The organism is uncultured Bifidobacterium sp. (assembly GCF_959020145.1).
GTDB lineage: Bacteria > Actinomycetota > Actinomycetes > Actinomycetales > Bifidobacteriaceae > Bifidobacterium.
In genome coordinates this window covers 74,520-95,996 of sequence record NZ_CAUEQY010000006.1, presented here as the reverse complement: position 1 = coordinate 95,996, position 21,477 = coordinate 74,520, and the positions used below count along the sequence as shown (strand labels likewise).

General features: G+C 55.8%; 19 protein-coding genes and 3 pseudogenes. 17 read left to right on the top strand and 5 right to left on the bottom strand.

Going from position 1 to position 21,477, the window contains the following annotated elements:
• Nucleotides 1-91: 91 nt before the first annotated feature.
• Nucleotides 92-289 (top strand): annotated as a pseudogene (locus Q5H33_RS03695) (MFS transporter); the annotation flags it as partial.
• A 70-nt stretch (nt 290-359) separates the two neighbouring features.
• Here Q5H33_RS03695 and Q5H33_RS03690 read toward each other — a convergent pair.
• Nucleotides 360-946: pseudogene (locus tag Q5H33_RS03690) on the bottom strand (serine/threonine protein kinase); the annotation flags it as partial.
• Between the two features lie 32 nt (nt 947-978).
• Nucleotides 979-1,164 (bottom strand): annotated as a pseudogene (locus Q5H33_RS03685) (XRE family transcriptional regulator); the annotation flags it as partial.
• A 102-nt stretch (nt 1,165-1,266) separates the two neighbouring features.
• Between Q5H33_RS03685 and Q5H33_RS03680 the strand changes: the two are divergent.
• The 5 genes from Q5H33_RS03680 to Q5H33_RS03660 all read left to right on the top strand — a co-directional run bounded on the left by Q5H33_RS03680 (nt 1,267) and on the right by Q5H33_RS03660 (nt 5,979).
• Nucleotides 1,267-1,587 (top strand): ferrous iron transport protein A, encoded by a 321-nt coding sequence (locus Q5H33_RS03680; RefSeq protein ID WP_117320340.1) that lies wholly within the window; start codon nt 1,267-1,269, stop codon nt 1,585-1,587.
• Between the two features lie 128 nt (nt 1,588-1,715).
• Complete coding sequence (feoB, locus tag Q5H33_RS03675; RefSeq protein ID WP_117762466.1) at nt 1,716-3,719, top strand: ferrous iron transport protein B; 2,004 nt, start codon at nt 1,716-1,718, stop codon at nt 3,717-3,719.
• Entirely contained in the window at nt 3,713-4,057 is a 345-nt protein-coding gene (locus Q5H33_RS03670) for a hypothetical protein (protein WP_003808850.1), read from the top strand. The genes feoB and Q5H33_RS03670 overlap by 7 nt, the downstream gene beginning before the upstream one ends.
• Nucleotides 4,058-4,104: 47 nt before the next feature.
• The gene (locus Q5H33_RS03665; protein WP_003808852.1) at nt 4,105-4,929 is read left to right on the top strand and encodes a hypothetical protein; all 825 of its coding nucleotides are present in this window, start codon (nt 4,105-4,107) and stop codon (nt 4,927-4,929) included.
• 102 nt (nt 4,930-5,031) lie between these two features.
• On the top strand, nt 5,032-5,979 hold the full coding sequence (locus tag Q5H33_RS03660) for a DMT family transporter (protein ID WP_003808854.1): 948 nt from the start codon (nt 5,032-5,034) through the stop codon (nt 5,977-5,979).
• Here the strand turns inward: Q5H33_RS03660 and Q5H33_RS03655 are convergent.
• Entirely contained in the window at nt 5,976-7,040 is a 1,065-nt protein-coding gene (locus Q5H33_RS03655) for a YeiH family protein (RefSeq protein WP_033499379.1), read from the bottom strand. The two genes, Q5H33_RS03660 and Q5H33_RS03655, sit on opposite strands and share 4 nt — an antisense overlap.
• A 177-nt stretch (nt 7,041-7,217) precedes the next feature.
• Here Q5H33_RS03655 and Q5H33_RS03650 point away from each other — a divergent pair, with 177 nt between their 5' ends.
• The 4 genes from Q5H33_RS03650 (at nt 7,218) to Q5H33_RS03635 (ending at nt 10,360) form a co-directional block, all read left to right on the top strand.
• Nucleotides 7,218-8,132, top strand: a complete 915-nt coding sequence (locus Q5H33_RS03650) for a DUF362 domain-containing protein (protein ID WP_039774959.1) — start codon at nt 7,218-7,220, stop codon at nt 8,130-8,132.
• An 11-nt stretch (nt 8,133-8,143) separates the two neighbouring features.
• Entirely contained in the window at nt 8,144-8,764 is a 621-nt protein-coding gene (locus Q5H33_RS03645) for a uridine kinase (protein ID WP_035009797.1), read from the top strand.
• Nucleotides 8,765-8,809: 45 nt separating this feature from the next.
• On the top strand, nt 8,810-9,400 hold the full coding sequence (locus Q5H33_RS03640) for a hypothetical protein (RefSeq protein ID WP_003808861.1): 591 nt from the start codon (nt 8,810-8,812) through the stop codon (nt 9,398-9,400).
• Between the two features lie 120 nt (nt 9,401-9,520).
• Nucleotides 9,521-10,360, top strand: a complete 840-nt coding sequence (locus tag Q5H33_RS03635; protein WP_270296039.1) for a sulfite exporter TauE/SafE family protein — start codon at nt 9,521-9,523, stop codon at nt 10,358-10,360.
• Nucleotides 10,361-10,733: 373 nt separating this feature from the next.
• On the opposite strand, the gene Q5H33_RS03630 is transcribed toward Q5H33_RS03635, so the two are convergent.
• Both Q5H33_RS03630 and Q5H33_RS03625 read right to left on the bottom strand, forming a co-directional pair.
• Nucleotides 10,734-11,660 (bottom strand): site-specific integrase, encoded by a 927-nt coding sequence (locus Q5H33_RS03630; RefSeq protein WP_035009793.1) that lies wholly within the window; start codon nt 11,658-11,660, stop codon nt 10,734-10,736.
• A complete protein-coding gene (locus Q5H33_RS03625; RefSeq protein WP_143240579.1) occupies nt 11,603-12,112 on the bottom strand; it encodes a restriction endonuclease subunit S in 510 nt (169 codons plus the stop codon). Before Q5H33_RS03625 ends, Q5H33_RS03630 begins: the two co-directional genes overlap by 58 nt.
• Nucleotides 12,113-12,289: 177 nt before the next feature.
• Here Q5H33_RS03625 and Q5H33_RS03620 point away from each other — a divergent pair, with 177 nt between their 5' ends.
• The 7 genes from Q5H33_RS03620 to Q5H33_RS03590 all read left to right on the top strand — a co-directional run bounded on the left by Q5H33_RS03620 (nt 12,290) and on the right by Q5H33_RS03590 (nt 21,469).
• The gene (locus Q5H33_RS03620; protein WP_117319931.1) at nt 12,290-14,851 is read left to right on the top strand and encodes a type I restriction-modification system subunit M; all 2,562 of its coding nucleotides are present in this window, start codon (nt 12,290-12,292) and stop codon (nt 14,849-14,851) included.
• 1 nt (nt 14,852) lies between these two features.
• Nucleotides 14,853-16,091 (top strand): restriction endonuclease subunit S, encoded by a 1,239-nt coding sequence (locus Q5H33_RS03615; protein ID WP_302423067.1) that lies wholly within the window; start codon nt 14,853-14,855, stop codon nt 16,089-16,091.
• An 8-nt stretch (nt 16,092-16,099) separates the two neighbouring features.
• Nucleotides 16,100-16,747: a DUF3990 domain-containing protein gene (locus Q5H33_RS03610; RefSeq protein ID WP_124917126.1), complete on the top strand. Its 648-nt coding sequence runs from the start codon at nt 16,100-16,102 to the stop codon at nt 16,745-16,747.
• 11 nt (nt 16,748-16,758) lie between these two features.
• Nucleotides 16,759-17,175, top strand: coding sequence for a hypothetical protein (locus Q5H33_RS03605; RefSeq protein WP_229029339.1), 417 nt, complete (start codon nt 16,759-16,761; stop codon nt 17,173-17,175).
• Nucleotides 17,172-17,666: an NADAR family protein gene (locus Q5H33_RS03600; protein ID WP_195247912.1), complete on the top strand. Its 495-nt coding sequence runs from the start codon at nt 17,172-17,174 to the stop codon at nt 17,664-17,666. Before Q5H33_RS03605 ends, Q5H33_RS03600 begins: the two co-directional genes overlap by 4 nt.
• Nucleotides 17,667-17,792: 126 nt before the next feature.
• Entirely contained in the window at nt 17,793-18,263 is a 471-nt protein-coding gene (locus Q5H33_RS03595) for a restriction endonuclease subunit S (RefSeq protein ID WP_220389659.1), read from the top strand.
• A 23-nt stretch (nt 18,264-18,286) separates the two neighbouring features.
• The gene (locus Q5H33_RS03590) at nt 18,287-21,469 is read left to right on the top strand and encodes an HsdR family type I site-specific deoxyribonuclease (RefSeq protein ID WP_302423063.1); all 3,183 of its coding nucleotides are present in this window, start codon (nt 18,287-18,289) and stop codon (nt 21,467-21,469) included.
• Nucleotides 21,470-21,477: the final 8 nt, after the last annotated feature.

The window sequence follows — 21,477 nt, the reverse complement described above, 5'->3', positions numbered from 1 at the left end:
CAGACTCGTCGGTGTGATCCGCCGTAAGTCCGTGATGGAACATGCCTTCGACGCGTTGTTCCCAAAGGATGATCGGTGATTCGGCGTCATCATCGTCCGCAACAACATGCGCGTGGTCGCCTTCGGCGTCACTCTGGTGGGCGTCTCCGTCGTTGGTCTTGGCGTGGTCCATAAGCTGCTGGCGTATTTGCTGATTGATGTGGTGAACGGTTTGGCTTCGGCCATCTGCATGGGCCCGATGCGCACCATCATCCAGACCGAGACCGATGAGAAGATGGCTGGCCGTGTATTCGGCCAGGCACGGCGCAACACTAGTGTCGATGCGGCGCGTAACGCGGCCTGATGGCGATTAAGCCGAACTACCAAATTTGTGCGTACGACTCGTAGGACGTGTAGTCCGGCAAATCGTACACCAGTATCGAGAAAGGCATGGATTGGCCATTGTCCGGCCAATCCACAAATGCCATTTCTCCATAGATGATGGTACCTTGCTTATCCCGCAACACTAGGGAAACCTTGATCTGCTGTCCATCTGAAGGCTTGAAACCATCGGTCACGGCGCGGACTTCGCCATTGAAGGTCGTGCCGCCGTCGTTGTTGCGCACTTTGGAGATTCCGCTGATGGGGAAAGTGGCAGTGCCTTGTGCTTCCGTGACGTTGTACTCATTCGGACTGAGCGCAACGAAGTCCACGGTGGCCGGTGCGGTACCTTGACCCGCTTGCCCGGCGTTATATATAGTCTGATTCGGGAACGCCATATTCAGCGTTTGCGTCTGCGAGAACACGATGGAGCCGTCTTTGGTTCGCCGGTGATGGCGACTTCTGGATACTGTACCTGCAGGGTTGTGCTGGTGTTGCGCAGGGCGAATGCGTAGCTAACGTACCCCTGTTGGCTTACAGACCAACCGGATTCCACCAGCTCCAGCGGATTGTCGGCAACCGCGTCGGTGCCGCTTGTGCCGGTACTGTTATTGCCGCCAATGTGGCGGCACTGGGCTTGCGTTTTTCGGCAGTGGCATTGTCGGCAGCGTTGCCACAGCCTGTATTGACCGGGGCATTGTCGGCAACGGCCTCGCCGTCCTGCTCTTGGACGAGCCGTTCGCGAATGCGTTGCTCAATGGGATCGTCGACCAAAGTCTGGATGATGTGTGCCAGATCGCGGTCTCAGACTGCATCCCACTTACCGACGTCCAACAATTGGGGTGCGGTTCAGTTCCGTGAAAAACACTCTTGTGCTTTGCTTCGTTTCCTGCTATGTGTGAAAACATGGATAATACGCATGCTCGCCGCTTCGATGACACGGTGCGGCGTCGGGCGGGGGAGCGCGGCGCCATCATGACGCTGCGCGACTGTCCGCGCGCCATGCGCGTTGTCGTGGACGGCATCGACCTGGATGACCGGCACCGGTTCCGCCTATGTGAGATAGGATTGGCTCCGGGCGCGGGTTTACGGGTCATGCAGCGGAGCGCTTTCGGCGGAAGGGTCGTCGCATTCGGAAACGAACGTGTCGCGGTGGACGGCGGCACCGCGCGTGCCGTCCGGGTACGGTTCGCGCGGGATGAACATGCGCAAGACGACGTTGCGTAACGCGAAGAGAACGGGAATATGCGCGAATGTTGAATCTACGGAACCTGAGGGGCGGCGACTGCTGCCGTTCGCAGAATGGCTGTTGCCGGCATCGCGCTTGTCGTGTCAACAGACCCGCGAATGACGGCATGGGCGGCGACTCCGGCAATATGGGAAACGTCGAAAATGTAAAACGCGTCGTGTTTGTAGGCAATCCGAACGTTGGCAAATCTTCCATGTTCAACGCGCTGCTCGGCGCGAGAACCCGCACGATGAACGCGCCCGGCACCACGGTGTCCATCACCTGCGGGCAATACCATTACGAAAAACCGAAAACAGCGGGAAACGCGCAAAACTGGCAGTTCGTGGACACCCCCGGCACATATTCTCTGGCGCCGATGAGTCCCGATGAGCAGGTCGCCGTCAACGCGCTGACCGGCATGTCAGGCATGCCCGTTCCCGACCTTGCCGTCGTGGTGCTGGACGCCACCGCGCTGTCCCGATCGCTGTACCTGCTGTCGATGGTGGTGGAGCTCGGGCTGCCCACCGTCGTGGCACTCACCATGAACGACCTCGCCGTCCGCAACGGCTGCGGCGTCGATGCGGAACGACTGTCCCATTTGCTGGACGGCATGCCGGTCGTCGCGATTGACGGACGTACCGGAAACGGCGGCAAGGCTTTGGCCGACGCGATCGCCGCAAGTTTCGAGGGAACGCCCGTTCCGCACGGGCTGACCGCACTGCCAACCGCGACAGCCGACGCCGACATGAAAACCGCCGACGGCCTGAGCGTCTGGGCCGAATCGCGGGCCGACGCACGACTCGACTGGACCGCCGGCATATTGCGCGGCCTCGACATGCATGCGGTCGACCACGTCACCTTGTCCGACCGCATCGACCGCGTGCTGCTGCACCCCGTGATTGGCGTCCTCGTCTTCCTTGCGGTGCTGTTCGTCGTGTTCCAGGCCACCACCACGCTCGCCAGCCCCATGCAGGATTGGATTGACGTGACCTTCCGCGGATGGTGCGCAGATGGACTCGACCTGCTGCTCGGCCTGTTCGGACCATCCGTGAGCGGCGGCTGGCTGCGTTCGCTGCTGGTGGACGGTCTGCTTGACGGCGTGGTTACCGTGCTGACGTTCATTCCGGTGATGGGCATCATGTTCCTGCTGCTGTCAATCTTGGAGGATTCCGGCTACATGGCCCGCGCCGCGTTCGTGATGGACCGTGCCATGCGCGCCTTGGGATTGGACGGTCGCGCGTTCCTGCCGATCATCGTCGGCTTCGGCTGCAATCTGCCGGCTTTGGCCGCCACACGAACCCTATCCGATTCCCGGCAACGGGTGCTTACCGGCATGCTGGTGCCGTTCGCGGCATGTTCCGCGCGACTATCGGTGTTTTTGGTGCTCGCCCACGCGTTCTTCCCGAAATACGCCGGTCTCGTGGTCTTCCTCATGTACGTGGCTTCGGTCATGGTCATCCTGCTGGTCGGCGTGCTGCTGCGCCACACCATGTTCCGCGGCCTCGAACCCGAACCGTTGATGCTGGCGCTTCCCGCATACCAATGCCCGCGCGCGTTGCAGCTGGCACGTTCGGTGCTGCTGCGTCTATGGGGCTTCATCCGTGGAGCCAGCGTGATCATCATTTCAATGATCACGGCGCTGTGGCTGCTGCAGGGCATTCCGGTAACCGCCAACGCAGGCGGTTTCGCTCATGTCGACGACGTGCATGATTCCGCGTATGGCGTGCTCGCCGACGCGGTCGCTCCCGTGTTCGCGCCGGCCGGTTTCGATGACTGGCATGCCTCGGCCGCGCTGATCACGGGATTCGTGGCCAAAGAGGTCGTGGTCGGTTCGATGTCGCAGTCATACCATGCGGACGAACCGGATGATGCGGCTTCCCAACAAGCCGGGGAGGGAACGCTGGGACAGAAGCTGCGCGCCTCGTTCGACCAGTCATCGCACGGCCACGGCAAGGCGGCGGCCATCGCCTTCCTGCTGTTCACGCTCGCCTACACGCCATGTCTTGCAACGGTCGCCGAAATGCGACGGCAGTTTGGCACGAAAGTCGCGGCGCGATCCGTCCTGCTGAGCTTGGCCGTGGCATACGTCATCGCCATCATCGCCTTCCAAACATTGCGGTTGATATGGTGAGCGGTATGGAACGGTCCGGCGCTTCCGCGCACGGATGGCGGCGCACGCCACGTACGGCTGATACATACGGCGACGGCCGGAACGATATCGTCGCACGCATCGCCGGCGACATCGCCGCAGGATTGACGGTGCGGCAAATCGCCGACAAACGGCATCTGCCGGTCGATTTCGTGGACATGGCTGTCGAACGAGCGGACAAACGGGGGCTGCTGGCCGTGATGGACATGCGGCACGCCTGCGGAGAGACGATATGCCAGCCCGATCCTGCGTCATTGGTGTGCGCAGGATGCCCATTCAGGATATTCCCATCTTCAAGCCCGTACAATAGGCAAGGTTAACAAGACGAAGAACGATGACAGCTATCGGTTCGCAAGGGGTGACACGTATGGATTATCAGTACCAGACCACTGAACAGCCTTCCAGCCCCCGCAAGGCATGGCCGATCGTCCTTGCCGTGGTCGTGGCCCTCATCGTGGCATGCGGTGCCGGCGTGTGCGTTTACCGCAACAAGCAGCAGGAAGCATTGGCCACATGCCGGCAATCGCTCGCGGAATTCAGCTCGGCCCGCAAAGCCGTGCTCGACACTTCCGAAAACGGCAGCGAACTGCAGAAGCTGATTCGAGGCGCGCTCGGCGTGAACGACATCATCGACGCGTTCGCGGACGCGGCCACCAGCGCCGAGAACACAGTCGATACGGAAGGCTGCAAGGCGGAAGCCACCATCACGCAGCTCAATCTCGTAGCCAAAACGTTGGACAGCGCCACCGATTCCCTGAACGCCAGTTTGAAAAGCATCCAAGAGAAAAACGCCGAAACCGCGTTGCAGGATCCGAAGGCCGATTCGGATGGCGCGGCAGCTGGACAATCGTCCAATAACCCATCCGGGCAATCGAACGGAGCCTCTTCGAACAGCACTTCTTCGAACGGTACCTCCGACACGAAATCGTTGGATGAATCCAAAAAGGAACTGCAACAGTCGATCGACGAGGCAGACAAACTGGTCGACAAACTCAGCAAGGACGATTCCCTGACCCTGACCGGGCGCAAACTGCTGTCCGCGCTGTCCAAGGCCGCGGACTCCGGACAGAAGCTCGTCGAAAGCAGCAACATCAAGGATTCCAAGTATTACAAGGCGGCCAAGGTCACGCTTGACGAAGCCATTGACATGGCTGACAACTGGGTGAACAGCCAGGCGGCCAAAGCGCAGTAGCATGCTCCCGCGTGTTGCTTCCGCAGCCACGTCTAAAGTTTCCTTCGGAAAGCATGACGTGAATACGACGTCGGATGTGTGGAAGCGTGTAAGGGGGGACGGATGGCAGACGCGGGGCAGGAATCATCGGAAGGCATTAGCGTATCGAAGCCGGTCGCCCGCGTGATGATGCTGGTCAACGCGGCGGTATGGGGGTCCGGCTACACCATGCTCAAGCATGTGCAGGAGAACATGCCGACACAGTGGATGATGTTCTTCCGCATGGCTTCGGCGGTACTGCTTATGGCCATCGTGTTTTTCCCACGTCTTCGCAGGATTCGCCTGCGCCGCTATATCGTTCCCGGTCTGATACTCGCGTTGACTTACTGGCTGGGATTCATCTTCCAGCTCAAAGGACTTGAAACCACGTCTCCCGGACGCAACAGCTTCTTCACCGACACCTATTGCGTGATGGTGCCGTTCGTGGTGTGGGCGTTCACGCGCAAACGCCCCAGCTGGCAGCATCTGGTGGCCGCGTTCGTCTGCGCGTTCGGCATTGGTCTGGTGTCGCTGAGCGGCGGCGGTGGCGCGGAACTCATGCATATGAGCTTCGGTGACGCCATGACTATCATCGGCGCGTTTTTCTTCGCGTTGAATCTGGTTTTGGTTGGTTTCATTGGCAAGGATTTCGACGCGATCGCGCTGATGCTTGCCGAATTCGTGTGGTGCGCCCTGCTGTTCGGTGCTGGCGCGGTGCTTACCGAAGGCGGACCGTCCATGGCTTGGGCGCGGTGGGACATCGTGCTGTGCATCGCCTACCTGGTGATCGGCTCCACGGTGATCGCCCAAGTGTTTCAAACCATCGCCATACAGAATCTGCCCACTTCCGAGGCGTCCGTGATCTTAAGCACGGAATGCATCTTCGCCATGCTGGTATCCGTGATTTTCACCGGCGAAACGCTGACCGTGCCGTCGTTATGCGGTTTCGCGCTGATTTTCGGTGCGATTCTGCTGTCCGAAATCCAACTGCCCTCCGCAAAACGACAGCGTGGCACAACGGAAGGCGATTAGAAGAACAGCGCCGCGATTCCCGCCGCGAAGCACATGAGCAGCACGGACGTGAGGAAGCTCGCCAGGAACGCTTTCTGTCCCTTCTTCGCGATGGCGCTGAAATTCACATTGATGCCGAGCGCCGCCATGGCCATGCCGAGCACGATGTAGGCGAAGTCCACCAGATTCGGTGCGATGGCACCGATGAACGGCACGAACGTGCCGATGATGGAAGCGCCGATGAAACCGAGCATGAACCACGGGAACGACACTTTGCGTTTGCCGTCGGCCGGCATTTCGGAATGGTTTTTATCCCACCAAACGGCGATGATGATGGCCGCGAACACCAGCATCAGCACGCGGGAAAGCTTCATGATGGTGGCGATGCCCACCGCGCCGAACGCGTCGCCGGCGGCCACGGCATGGGCGATTTCGTGCAGGGACGCGCCAGCGGTGATGCCCAACTGCGTCTTGCTCAGGCCCGTCAACGGCCCAAGGGCGATTTCCAGCAATGCGAAGATGGTGCCCATGATGGCGATGATGGCCACGGCCATCACCTCATTGTTGGCCTTCTCATCCTCTTTTTCCGGCGGCACCTTGATGGAGCCGGACAATCCCATGACGGCTGCCGCGCCACAGATGCCGGTACCGCCCGCCACGAGAATGGCGAGCTGCGGATCGACGCCAAGCTTGCGTGCGATGTTGTAGCACACCACGATGGTGAGCGTCACCACCACTGCCGCGATCGGCAGACACTTGATACCCTGCGTGAACAGCACCGTCAGATTGAGCTTGAAACCAAGCAGGATGATGCCCAGGCGAAGCAGCTTGTTCGAAATGAGCCCGGCCGCATCCTTCACACCGGCCTTATGTTCGGCGGAACGGTTCGAATACCATTTGCGGATCGGGAACTGCGCGACCATGCCGATGAGCAGAGCGATGATCAACGCGCCGAACAGGCTGAATCCCGGAAACTGCTTGAGCCACGAAGCCACCAGAGAGGCCGCCAACGTGACGATGCCAATGAACGCCATTTCCTTGGTGGCTATGCGAGTCCACCATTTCTTGCAAAAATCAATCACGAGCGTCAAGTGTTCCGGTTCATGCGGACAAGCCGGCCGGATGGGGAGACACGCGCGGGAATCCATATTTTGCAACATATCTCGAACGGGTTTGAGGTCTGTTTGCTTCAAGTCGGGTTTAAGTTGGTACGCTGGAGATGCAAGCCAAAAACACAGGCAGAATCAAGGAGGGTCAAGATGCAATTCGAAGCCTCGCGACTGGAAGGACTGGAACACCGCACCGACGCGCAGTCCGCACCGGAAGTGTTCTTCACGCCGATCATCACACCGGAAAGCCTCGTCGCCGCCTACCATGCGCTCGGACGCAAGCCGGAAGGCAAAACGGCCATCAAAGTCCATTCCGGCGAATCGGAAAAATCCAATAATCTCAATCCTTCGCTCGTCAAGGACCTCGTGCAGGAGATCGGCGGCACGCTCGTGGAATGCGCTACCGCATACGACGGCAATCGTGAAACCCCCGAAAAAAGCCTTGCCACGTTCAAAAAGCACGGATACGCCGATCTTGCGCCAATCCAGATCATGGACATGGGCGGCGAAATCGAGATCCCGGTGGCCAAGCACCGCCACATCGCCTACGACATCGTCGGCAAGCATATCGACGACTACGATTCCATTTTCGTGCTGTCGCATTTCAAAGGCCATCCGATGGGAGGCTTCGGCGGCGCGCTCAAGAACGTGTCCATCGGCATAGCCTCGTCGAACGGCAAACGCTGGATCCATTCCGCCGGCGTCACCAAGGACAAGTGGGTGGAAACTCCTCAGGATGCATTCCTCGAATCGATGGCCGAAGCCGATGAGGCCGTGATCAGCCACATGCATGGCAAGATGATGTATCTGAACGTCATGAACCGCCTGTCGGTGGATTGCGACTGCCTGCCCTCCCCGACGGAACCGGACATGCATGACATCGGCGTGCTGTCCTCGCTCGACCCGGTGGCGCTCGACCAGGCATGCGTCGACCTCATCCACACCGCCCCCGACGGAGCGTCCGTCACCGAACGCATCGCCTCGCTCCACGGCGAACACATCCTCGAATACGCCGAGGAACTTGGCATCGGTTCGCGCGCGTACTGTCTGACCGTACTCGACTGACGGCGAACGCAATGGTCACGAAACCCGCGAAGCCTACGGAAGCCAGCATCGCAATCGCACGTATCGAAACGTTGCTTGCCGAACGCGATTGTGTGTTCGTCGCAATCGACGGGCCATGCACGTCTGGCAAAACCACGTTTGCCGCGATGCTCAACAGGCGTTTCGGCGGCAACGTGCTGCACATGGACGATTTCTTCCTCCGTCCCGAACAGCGCACGCCGGAACGTTTCGCCGAACCCGGCGGCAACGTGGACCGTGAACGGTTCGAAACGGAAGTGTTGGCACCGCTCGCCGCCGGACAAGCCGCGCAATACCGGCCATGGGATTGCCATACAGGCGATTTCGCCGTCGCGTACGCCGTCGAACCGGCCCAGCTGACCATTGTGGAAGGCAGCTACAGCATGCACCCCGCCTTGCGGGGGTATTACGATTGCATGATCTGTCTTGCGGTCGATCCTGCCGAACAGTTGCGTCGGCTCGAACGACGCAATCCACGCATGTTGCAACGATTCGTCGACGAGTGGATTCCGCTGGAAAACCGCTATTTCGAAGCGACCAATATCCAAGCCGTCGCCGATTTGCTGGTCGACACCGCGCTGCCGGACGGTGGGTCGGTCGTCGAGCCGGTATGACGTATACGCATATCCGAAGAGAAGGAAACATTAAGGAGAAAACAAATGTCTGATTCCGCAACCATGCCCGCGGCCGCCCTGCGCCGCACCGACCTGCCGAAACTGAGTCTCGGCACCAAGACAGCAGCCACCCTGCTCGCCATCGTCGCAGCGGTCGTGCTGCCGCAACTGTTCCACGTCATCGGCGCCGTCTCCGGACAGGGCACCATGCTGGGCGTCGCGTTCCTGCCGATGCATCTGCCGATCATCTTCGTCGGCCTGATCGCGGGCCCCGCCGTCGGCGCGATCGCCGGCGCCGCCGCTCCGCTCGTGAGCTTCCTGCTGTCCGGCATGCCGATGCTGGCGATGCTGCCGCTCATGATGGTCGAACTGTGCGCATACGGCCTGGTAGCCGGTCTGCTGCGCGGCATCAAGCTGCCGAGCCTGGCGAAGGTGGTCATCGCACAGCTCGCCGGACGTGTGGTGCTGACCGCAGCCACCGCGATCGCCGTGTTCGCGTTCGGTTCCAGCAAGGCCATCGCCGCCACATGGACGAGCGACCTGGCCGCCGGCCTGCCCGGTCTCGCGCTGCAGTGGGCGCTGATTCCGCTCGCCGCCTACTGGACCGAGTCGCTGATCGCCAAGCGCAACCACTGATATGACGTTTGCCCGGCCACGTTCTGGGCAAACGCGTGATATGCGGGAGCCGAGCCGTTAAGCTTGGCTCCCGTTACTTATAGGAGGACTACGTAGGAGTTTTACGAAGGGGAAGCGGTCATGATCGCAGGAGTGTCCATCACCACATTGCTGCTGGTGCTTGTCGCCGGAATCGGCGCGGGATTCGTCGGATACGCGGTAGGCGCGTCCTCGCTGATCTCCTATCCTGCGTTGCTGGCGTTCGGCATCTCGCCGGTGCTGTCCAACACCACGAACACGGTGGGCGTGTGCGGCACCGGCATCGGCGGGCTGCTGTCCGCGCGCAAGGAGCTCAAGGGCCAGGGACGCCGTGTGGCTGTCTACGCTTGCATCGGCTTGGTCGGAGGCATCATCGGCGGCTTGCTGCTGTTGGAATTGCCCGCGAAGGTCTTCGAATTCGCTGTGCCGCCGCTCATTCTGTTCAGCGCGTTGATCATCGCGCTGAACCCGCGGAAGAAAGCGGCCGCACGCGACGCTGTCGCGCAGGCGTTGCCCCAATCGCAGCAAGGCGAGCGCGCGGCGCTGATCGCCAGTAGGACGGCCAATGGCAGTCTGCGCAACGACCCGTGGTGGCTGTGGGTTGGCGTGAGCTTCGTCGGCATCTATTCGGGATATTTCGGTGCCGCCGCCGGTACCCTCGCCCTGGCGATCCTCGACCTCGGCAAGATCGGCCCGTTCCACCAGATCAACGCGCTGAAGACCGTGGTCGGCTTCGGCGCGAACATCTCCGCCGCGATCATGTTCATCTGCCGTGGCTCCGTCTACTGGCCGTTCGCCATCGCCATGTGCCTGGGCTGCATCATCGGCAGTTCCATCGCCCCTCCGGTCACACGCCATATCCCCGAGAACATCATGCGCGCCGCCGCCGTGCTCACCGGCATCGTCCTCGCCGTCAAGCTTGGCTGTAGCACCTATTTCTAAAAGCCTTTGGTTCCGGAGTGTGGCGTGTGACCGTGCGGCTGCGCTCCGGAACGACAATTTCCGGTTCCTCGTGTGCCGAGATTCGTCTTGGCCTGGTGACTTGCGGCGGGTTTGTTCCCAAGCGGGTGTTCCGTAGGTGGTTTTTCGCTTCCGTAGGTGGTTGCCGGAGGAAAGGCGTTTGAGAAACGGCTTAAATTAAGCCATTCTCAGACACCAATACCAGAACCAACCACCTACGGAACCACAAAACCACCTACGGAATTGAGTCTGGCAACGGTGTTTGGCGCTTTTACTGAAGATGGTGAAAAACGGTATATGCCGCTTCGAGTGGCTCGATTATTTCGAATATCTGAAAAGAGTAGGAACCCCCCCATTAGATAAGTGTCGATAGTGCCCGCATGACGATATCTACATCCTTGTTTTCCAGCTCGCGAATGACGTGCAGATAGGTTTCCTGAGTTGTAGTCATGCTGGCATGGCCTAGACGGCGTGACACGCTGGCGATCGATACGCCGGCGAACAGCAGCAGCGATGCGTGTGTATGGCGTAGACCATGGACGGAAATAACTGGCACGTCCACGTTTCTGCAATGTTTTGCAAGCACGTCGTTGGCTGTTGAGTTGTAGACCTTGCCGTGCACGAAAATAGGTTTATCATGCGGAAGATCCTTGAGTAATCCAGACATTTGCATGATGAGTTGCCAGTCGAGTTGCACTTTACGCACGGACGATTCGTTTTTCGTGGGTACGAAACCGCCGCCGTTTTTATAATCCCAAGTTTTGTTGACGGAAAGCGTCTGGTGTGCGAAATCAAAGTCATCGGGTGTGAGCCCAAGCGCCTCAGAGAATCGGAGTCCGGTTTTCGCGATAAGGAGGATAAGCCAATCCCAGCTTGCCTCGGCCCCAAGATCAAGGTCCGCGAGCATGGCATGCAGCTCGAATTGGTTGAGATACTTCATTTTCTTAATGCGTGGCTGCTTGCCTTTGATGATGACTTTGCGCGTTGGATCACGGGGTATGAGTCCTTCGTCAACGGCATCGAGAATGGCGCCTTTGATCTGATGGTGAAAATCCATGGTGGTTTGGCGCTCATGATGCTGTGCATATCCGTTGATGAGCTGCTGGTATGCGGTTCGATCCATATCGGTGAGTCTGAGTTCAGGGATGAGCTTGCCGAGCCAGGATTGCGTAAGTCGATATTTGCCCATGGTCACGTCTCTGATGGCGCCTTCCTTGTACGTTTTCACCCACTGGGCGTAGTAGTCGCAGAACAGCGATTCTGATGTGATGGTTTCCTGCATGAGATGCGCCTTTCTAAAAATAGGGGATTGGCGCAGCCATCATACTTACGCTGATGAAGGGTGATGAGCGAGTCCAGACGGTCGAAGAACGCGCCGATTCGGCGTTGCTCTGCAAGCGATGGGGCTATTATCTCAGATGACATAATAATCTCAGGGGTTACTCTTTTTTGACTGTTTGATGATCCTGAAGAGCAACTCTCAAGGTAGGCAGTGATTCGCTCTGACAGTAACGATATCTTAATAAAACTCAAATCAGAAGAATGAGAAGAAAATGGCACAAATTCAGAAGAGCAAACAGCATTTGCTTCAGGGCGAGGAACATGCCAAATCCTTTTTTTCCTCACATTCAATTTGTTTACAAGTAAACAAGGACGGTCAACAATCTTTCTTAGACTATTCATCGAATTACCAATAACGGTTTCAGCCGTTTCATTGTTATCAAAAGCCGGCATACTGTATTCCGTAAATTCTTCATTCGGTGTTTCCAACGGATTAATGGTTCTCGATAGCTGTTCGCATGTGCTCGACAGCTTACGCTGTTCCCAAGCGGGGGTGCGGTATTCTTGTGAAAGATGTGCAGTCGCTCGTGGAGCCGCGCATTTTGCCGGCACCGCAATGAGGAGGGATAGATGAACAAGCAGCAGCTCGCTTCGAAAATCTGGGAGTCCGCCAATAAGATGCGTTCCAAGATTGAGGCGAACGAATACAAGGATTACATTCTTGGCTTCATCTTCTACAAATTCCTTTCAGAAAACGAGCTGATGCGCTTGAAGGACACCGATTTCACCGAGGATGACCTGCTGCTGCTTACGGAGGATAATCCGGACATTGTGGAAGGCGTACAGGATGAGTGCGGCTACTTCATCTCCTATGACAACCTGTTCTCCACATGGGTCAAAAAGGGCAACGATTTCGAGATTTCCAACGTGCGTGATGCGCTTTCGGCGTTCTCCCGCAACATCAATCCGGCGCGTAAGAGAGTGTTCGACGGTATTTTCGACACCCTGCAGACCGGACTTTCCAAGCTTGGCACCGATGCGAGAAGTCAGTCCAAGGCCGCACGAGACCTGATTTATCTCATTAAGGACATTCCGATGGATAGCCGTCAGGATTATGACGTGCTTGGCTTCATTTACGAATATCTCATCAGCAATTTTGCCGCCAATGCGGGCAAGAAGGCCGGTGAATTCTACACACCGTCCGAGGTCTCCCAGCTGATGAGCGAAATCGTCGCATGGCATTTGCAGGGGCGCGAGCAGATCAAGATCTACGATCCGACATCCGGTTCCGGCTCTTTGCTGATTCATATCGGCCAGTCTGTGGCTCGGCGCAACGGCAATCCGAATTCCATCATGTATTATGCGCAGGAACTCAAGGAGAACACCTACAATCTGACGCGTATGAATCTGGTGATGCGCGGTATTCTTCCCGACAACATCGTCGCCCGCAACGGCGACACCTTGGAAGACGACTGGCCGTGGTTCGACACGTTGGAAAACAAGGAGGAAACATACAATCCGTTGTTCGTGGATGCGGTGGTTTCCAACCCTCCCTACTCGCAGAATTGGGATCCCACTGACAAGGAGATCGATCCACGCTTCAGCTATGGCATAGCACCGAAGTCCAAGGCGGATTATGCGTTCCTGCTCCATGACTTGTACCATCTGCGTGCCGATGGCATCATGACCATCGTTCTGCCTCACGGTGTGCTGTTCCGTGGTGGCGAGGAAGGTCAGATTCGTAAGAATTTGATCGAGAACCGTCATATTCAGGCGATTATTGGTCTACCGGCGAATATTTTCTTTGGTACGGGTATCCCCACCATCGTGATGGTGTTGCGAAAAAAACGTGACGACGACAAGGTGCTCATTGTTGACGCGTCGAAACATTTCATCAAGGACGGCAAGAATAACAAGCTACAGGCTTCTGACATCAAACGCATTGTCGACGTGGTGTCGAACAACCGCACGGTGCCCAAATTCAGCCGTTTGGTGTCCATTGACGAGATTCGCGCCAATGATTACAACCTCAACATTCCCCGGTATGTTGATTCGTCTGAGAATGCGGAGACATGGGATGTGTACGCTTCGATGTTCGGAGGCGTTCCGAAGAGCGAGGTCGAGCAGCTTGGGGAATATTGGAACGCCTGGCCGAGTCTGAAGGCTGAGCTGTTCCGCGATAATGGTGCCTGTTATGCCTGCGACCATGATGACGTCGCCACTGTGGTGCGCAACAATGCCGACGTACAGACGTTCGTCGCTTCATATGCGCAGGCCATTTCCGGGCTTCCCTCCGACCTACGCTCCCGCTTGGTGGAACATCCTGAACAGGTGGATGCGCTCGGGCAGGAAACGGCCATTGGTGAGGAACTGGATGCGATGGTTGCCGATACCGCGCTGATCGACCCGTATGACGCCTATCAGAAGCTTGATGATGCTTGGGGCGGCATCTCCATTGATTTGGAAGTGCTGGGTTCCGAAGGCTTCGATGCGGTAAGAGCCGTGGACCCGAACATGGTCATCAAGAAAAAAGGCGGCAAGGATGTGGAAGTGCAGGATGGCTGGATTGGCCGCGTTCTGCCCTTCGACTTGGTTCAGCGTGAGCTGCTGCACGATGATTTGGCTGCGATCGAGGCGGACGAACGCCGTGTACAGGACATTGATTCCGAGATTGAAACCATTTTGGAAGGTTTCGATGAGGATGACAAGCAGAATAGCGATGCGATCAATCAGGACGGTGACGCTTTCGTTGCCGCCGAACTGAAGAAAGCGGTCAAGGCGATCGGCAAGAATCCGGCTTCTGATTTTGAGCGGGGCTTGGTGCAGGCCCAAAAGCTGTTCGATGAGTCAAAGAAACTGAAGTCCGGTATCAAAACCAAGCGAAACGCGTTGGAAGAGAAGACCTGCGATGCGATCAAGGCGTTGAGTGATGACGAAGCCAGAAGGTTGCTGGAAGCCAAGTGGATTACACCATTGCAGAAGCAGCTGGAGGCATTGCCGAATGCTGTGATCGACGAGTTCATCGGCAAAGTGAACGCGTTGAAGAACAAGTATGCCACCACATATGCCGATGTATGCGGCCAAATCGATGAAGCGGAGAAGGAATTGGCTGGAATGCTGGGCGATTTGACCGGCAATGCCCGCGATATGGCGGGCTTGGAAGAGCTCAAAGCACTGCTCGGAGGTGAATGATATGGCCGAACAGCACGGAAAAACACTGGTTCCGCAGATTCGTTTCGCTGGTTTCACTGACCCTTGGGAACAGCGTAAGCTGGGGGAAGTTGCTTCTGGATTCGAGTACGGTTTGAATGCGGCTGCTTCGGATTTCGATGGTGAGAAAAAGTATCTTCGAATCACTGATATAGATGATCAAACTCGTGAATTCCGTACGGATGATTTATCTTCGCCTGATATCAATAATCCGATTGATGACAGGTATCTACTCAAAGAAGGCGATATATTATTTGCACGAACCGGGGCCAGCGTAGGTAAAACCTACCTGTATAAGGCATCAGACGGGAAAACGTATTATGCCGGTTTCCTTATTCGAGCGCATGTTTCAGATGAGGCAGATGCTGGTTTCATCTTTCAGAGCACACTGACTGAACGGTATAAGCAGTTTGTTTTGCTTACTTCTCAGCGTTCAGGGCAGCCCGGCATCAACGCGCAAGAATATTCAGATCTCCTTTTGCCTCTGCCATCCCTGATGGAGCAGCGCCGAATCGGCGCGTTCTTCGACCGTCTGGATTCGCTCATCACCCTTCATCAGCGTAAGTATGACAAGCTTTGCGTGCTGAAAAAATCCATGCTCGACAAAATGTTCCCTAAAGGGGGTTCACTGTATCCAGAGATTCGTTTCGCCGGTTTCACTGACCCTTGGGAACAGCGTAAGCTGTCGAGCACATGCGAACAGCTATCGAGAACCATTAATCCGTTGGAAACACCGAATGAAGAATTTACGGAATACAGTATGCCGGCTTTTGATAACAATGAAACGGCTGAAACCGTTATTGGTAATTCGATGAATAGTCTAAGAAAGATTGTTGACCGTCCTTGTTTACTTGTAAACAAATTGAATGTGAGGAAAAAAAGGATTTGGCATGTTCCTCGCCCTGAAGCAAATGCTGTTTGCTCTTCTGAATTTGTGCCATTTTCTTCTCATTCTTCTGATTTGAGTTTTATTAAGATATCGTTACTGTCAGAGCGAATCACTGCCTACCTTGAGAGTTGCTCTTCAGGATCATCAAACAGTCAAAAAAGAGTAACCCCTGAGATTATTATGTCATCTGAGATAATAGCCCCATCGCTTGCAGAGCAACGCCGAATCGGCGCGTTCTTCGACCGTCTGGACTCGCTCATCACCCTTCATCAGCGTAAGCTCGAATTACTCCGGAATATCAAGAAATCCATGCTCGACAAGATGTTTGTATAGGGGTGTTCATGGCAATAATCACGTTATTTCACGGTTCTCCGTACGAATCCGTGACCCCCGAATACGGTTTAGGCAACGACAAACACGACTACGGCCGTGGTTTCTATCTGACCGCGAATGTGGAACTGGCCAAGGAGTGGGCCGTGTGCCGGCCGGATGAGTCCAATGGCTGGGTCCATCAGTACGAACTGGACACGAATGGGCTGCGCATCCTGGATTTTCAGGAGCATAGCGTGCTTACTTGGCTGGCTGAGCTGATGAAGCATCGTGATGCCGCTGATTCCAAGCGCTATCGTGTGCTGGCTGCGAAGTTCATCGCCCAATACGGCATCGACACCAGCGGCTATGACGTCATCAAAGGCTGGCGTGCGAACGCCTCGTATTTTTATATCGCCAAAGAATTCGTCCGAGACAATGTGGACGTCGATATCTTGGAGGAACTGCTGTCGCTTGGAGGTCTGGGCATCCAGTATTGCGTCAAGACCGCAAAGGCGTACAGGCAACTGCGCGAAGTCCCGGACGGCCTGCTTTCCGTCAGCTACAGCGAATTCAACGACAAATACAATCAGAGGGATGTTGAGGCACGGCAGAACATGCGCGACCTCATCGATTCCGATGCCAATACGGTGACCAACGTGTTCAGCACGTTGCTCTAGGGGTGATGACAATGCGGGCATATCCAGAGGTCTACCGGGATGATGTGGTGGAAACTCAAGGCAAGCTTTTCGACTACGTGGCACAGTCGTTTCCGGGCAAGAGCACGGAGGACTTCATCACCGTATATATGGCGAGCAAAACACGCAAAAGCATTGATGAGGCCAAAGCCTACGTCAACACGATGGATGCGAAAGAGCTGTGGAAGTATTTCACCGAGACCGAGCACTACCAGTTGAAGGACGGCAGGGCGCTCGAAGGGTTCATGCCTGATTGGATTGGCGAATTCTACGCCTACTACCAATGGTTCTACGCCATTCCCAGTGCTGAAGTGATCGCCAAGGTGCCGCTGGACTTCCTGAAGAAAGCCTATTTCGGGCTTCATGATCTCGATCTGGAGCTTGCGGTGCGGAAAGTCGGCGAAGAATGACGGACATCATCTGCTTCCATAATCCCGATGAGGAGAACGGATACCTGAGCAACTGGTATCCATCGCGCTTCGTTGTGGATGATGTCGAGTTTTCCTCGATGGAACAGTACATGATGTACCGCAAAGCCTGCTGTTTCAACGATGCCGAAACAGCCGCGCGGATTCTTCGAACCAGCGACGTGGCCGAGATCAAACGACTTGGCCGACTGGTAGCCGGTTATGACGATCACGTATGGAACGGCGTTCGCCAAATCGAAGTCTATGAAGGATTGCTTGCCAAATTCAGTCAGAACGCCGAACTCGGTGCGCAGCTTGAGGCAACCGGCAATGCGGTGTTGGCGGAATGCGCCGTCAAAGACCGTATCTGGGGCATTGGCTTGTCAATGCATGATCCAGCCAGGTTCAATCCGAGCCAATGGCGCGGTCAGAATCTGCTCGGATACGCTCTAATGCTCACAAGAAGGAAGCTCAACCGCATACACGAGCGATAATGTGGCCGTTTTTCCGTATCAATCGCCCCCGCTTGGGAACAGCGTAAGCTGTCGAGCACATGCGAACAGCTATCGAGAACCATTAATCCGTTGGAAACACCGAATGAAGAATTTACGGAATACAGTATGCCGGCTTTTGATAACAATGAAACGGCTGAAACCGTTATTGGTAATTCGATGAATAGTCTAAGAAAGATTGTTGACCGTCCTTGTTTACTTGTAAACAAATTGAATGTGAGGAAAAAAAGGATTTGGCATGTTCCTCGCCCTGAAGCAAATGCTGTTTGCTCTTCTGAATTTGTGCCATTTTCTTCTCATTCTTCTGATTTGAGTTTTATTAAGATATCGTTACTGTCAGAGCGAATCACTGCCTACCTTGAGAGTTGCTCTTCAGGATCATCAAACAGTCAAAAAAGAGTAACCCCTGAGATTATTATGTCATCTGAGATAATAGCCCCATCGCTTGCAGAGCAACGCCGAATCGGCGCGTTCTTCGACCGTCTGGACTCGCTCATCACCCTTCATCAGCGTAAGTATTGTGGTGTTGTTTCTTGGATGTTAGGGGTTGCGCTCGTAAGATTGAGCTCGGAAAAGTGATGGTGCGTTCGGGGAGATGGAACATGTTCTACGATAAGGAATCGGATTTCGAAGACGATCTGGTTGCGGTGCTGAAACGCCACGGGTGGACCGATGGTGTGTTGGAATATCCAACCGAACAGGATCTCATCGACAACTGGGCTAACATCCTATTCGACAACAACAAAGGCATCGATCGCCTGAACGGGCAGCGCCTTACCAAGGGTGAGATGGCGCAGATCCTCGAACAGATCGAAACATTGCGCACGCCATTGGCGTTGAATTCCTTCATCAACGGCAAGACCGTGTCCATCAAACGTGACAATCCCGCAGACACAGCGCATTTCGGCAAGGAAATCAGCCTGAAGATCTATGATCGGCAGGAAATAGCAGCGGGGCAAAGCCGGTACCAAATCGCAAGACAGCCTATTTATCCAGCTAAAAATAAGATGCTGAACGATCGCAGGGGAGACGTTTGCCTGCTTATCAACGGAATGCCGGTCATCCATATTGAACTGAAGAAAAGCGGCATTCCCATAAGCCAGGCCACCAATCAAATCGCCAAATACGCGCATGAAGGCGTGTTCACCGGGCTGTTCAGACTCGTGCAGGTCTTCGTGGCCATGAATCCGGATGATGCCGTGTACTTCGCCAATCCCGGTGAAGGCGATTTCAACAGCAACTACTTCTTCCACTGGGCTGACTTCAACAATGAGCCCATAGCGGCGAACAAACATGTCGGGCAGGATGAATGGAAGCGTTTCACATCTGATCTGCTATCCATTCCCATGGCACACCAGCTCATCGGGTTCTATACGGTCGCCGATTCCGCAGACGGATGCCTCAAAGTGCTACGCAGCTACCAATACCAGGCGGTGAACGCCATTTCCGACCGTGTACGCACCTGCAAATGGGATGAGCCGGTGCCAAGCGGCACGCCGGGCCGTCCGGGCGGTTATGTGTGGCACACCACTGGCTCGGGCAAAACCATGACCAGCTTCAAGGCTGCGCAGCTCATCGCTGGCTCGAAAGATGCCGACAAGGTGGTCTTCCTCATGGACCGTGTCGAATTGGGCACGCAGTCGCTGCTGGAATACCGGTCGTTCGCGGATGATGCCGATGATGTGCAGGGCACGGAAAACACGGATGTGCTCAAATCGAAACTGGCAAGCATCGACCCCAAAGACACACTCATCGTCACCTCCATCCAGAAAATGAGCAACATCAAAGCGGGCGAGGGGCATATCACCGAAGAGGAAGTGAAGAAGCTCGCTGGCAAACGCATCGTATTCATTATCGACGAATGCCATCGTTCCACGTTCGGCGAGATGCTGCAGGATATTCGCCATTCCTTCCCGAACGCGTTGTATTTCGGTTTCACGGGCACTCCGATTCATGAGGAGAACCGTAAGAAGGGCGCGACCACATCAATGGTGTTCGGCGATTGCCTTCACCGATACAGCATCGCCGACGGCATCCGCGATGGCAATGTGCTCGGATTCGACCCGTACATGGTGTTGACCTACCGAGACAAGGATGTTCGTCAGGCTGTCGCGTTGCAGAAGGCGAAAGCCGCGACGGTTGAGGAAGCCCAGTCGGATCCGGCGAAATCCGAAGTGTTCTACCATTACATGGATCCGAAGCAAATGCCGATGGGTCCCATGGAAACGCAGGCCGGAGAACATGTCAAAGGCATTGAGGACTATCTGACCGCAGCGCAGTATGCGCAAGGCACGCCACATGAAGACAAGGTCGTGGAGGATATTCTCGACCAATTCCCATTGCTGAGCAGAGGCAACAAATTCCATGCGATGCTGGCCACGAGTTCCATTCCCGAGGCGATCAGCTATTACCATCTGTTCAAGGAACGTGCTCCGCAGATGCACGTGACCGCGCTGTTCGATCCCAACGTCGACAATTCCGACGGCGCAATCCTCAAGGAGGATGCGCTTAAGGAAATCATCGGCGATTACAACGAACTGTTCGACAAGGATTTCATCATCCCCACATGGCCGAAGATGAAGAAAGACATCACCGCGCGGCTTTCCCACAAGCGTCCGTACCTGACGGTCGACCAGCACCGTGAGGAGCGGCTGGATCTGCTGATTGTGGTTGATCAGATGCTGACAGGTTTCGATTCCAAGTGGGTCAACACGCTGTACCTCGACAAGATCATCGACTATGAGAACATCATCCAGGCGTTCAGTCGCACGAACCGACTGTTCGGCCCTGATAAGCCTTTCGGAACTATTCGCTACTACCGCAAGCCACACACCATGAAGGGGTATATCGAAGCGGCGGTAAAACTGTATTCCGGAGACAAGCCGCTCGATCTGTTCGTGCAGAAACTGCCGGAAAACGTGCGCCTGATGGATGCGCGTTTCGAAGAGATCGCTTCCGTGTTCAGTGCCGGAGGCGTGGAAGATTTCATGCGATTGCCGGAATCGGTGGAGGCATGCCGCAAGTTCGCAAAACTGTTCGTGGAACTCAATGATTTTCTGGAATCCGCCAAAGTGCAAGGTTTCACTTGGGGGCGGCAGGAGTATTCCGTCGCCCATGACGATGGATCCGTGGAGGTTGTGCGGCCGAAGTTCGATGAACGGACATATCTGATTCTTGTACAGCGGTATAAGGAGATGTTCAGCAGCGGCGAAGGTTCCGGCAGCGGTCCGGAAGCGCCATATGAACTTGACGGCCATATCACTGAGATAGATACAGGATTGATTGATACGGATTATATGAACGCCAACTTCGCCAAATGGCTTAAGGCGCTTGGCGGAGGCGATCCAGCTCTGTTGACATCAGCCGAGGAGGAGTTGCATAAGTCGTTCGCTTCGCTCAGCCAAGAGGAACAACGGTATGCCGAACTGTTCATGCATGATGTGGAACGTGGCGAAATCGAGTTGGAGGAAGGCAAGACGCTACGCGACTACATCACATATTACGCGAACAGCGCCAAAAACAGCCAAGTGGAGCAAATCACCAAGGCGTTTGACGTGGATGGGGCGTTGCTCAACGAGATGATGCGGCTTGACCTTACAGAGACAACCCTGAACGAATTCGGACGATTCGACCGGTTGAAAGCGTCGGTTAACAGGTCTTTGGCAAAGGCGTTTTTCGATAAGCCGGATAGTCCGGTCTCCCAATTCACGGCGAATCTTCTCGCCACGAAGCTGCTGAAGAGCTTTATCCTTGAGGGAGGATTCGATTTGGACGATCGGAAATAGCGGGGAGA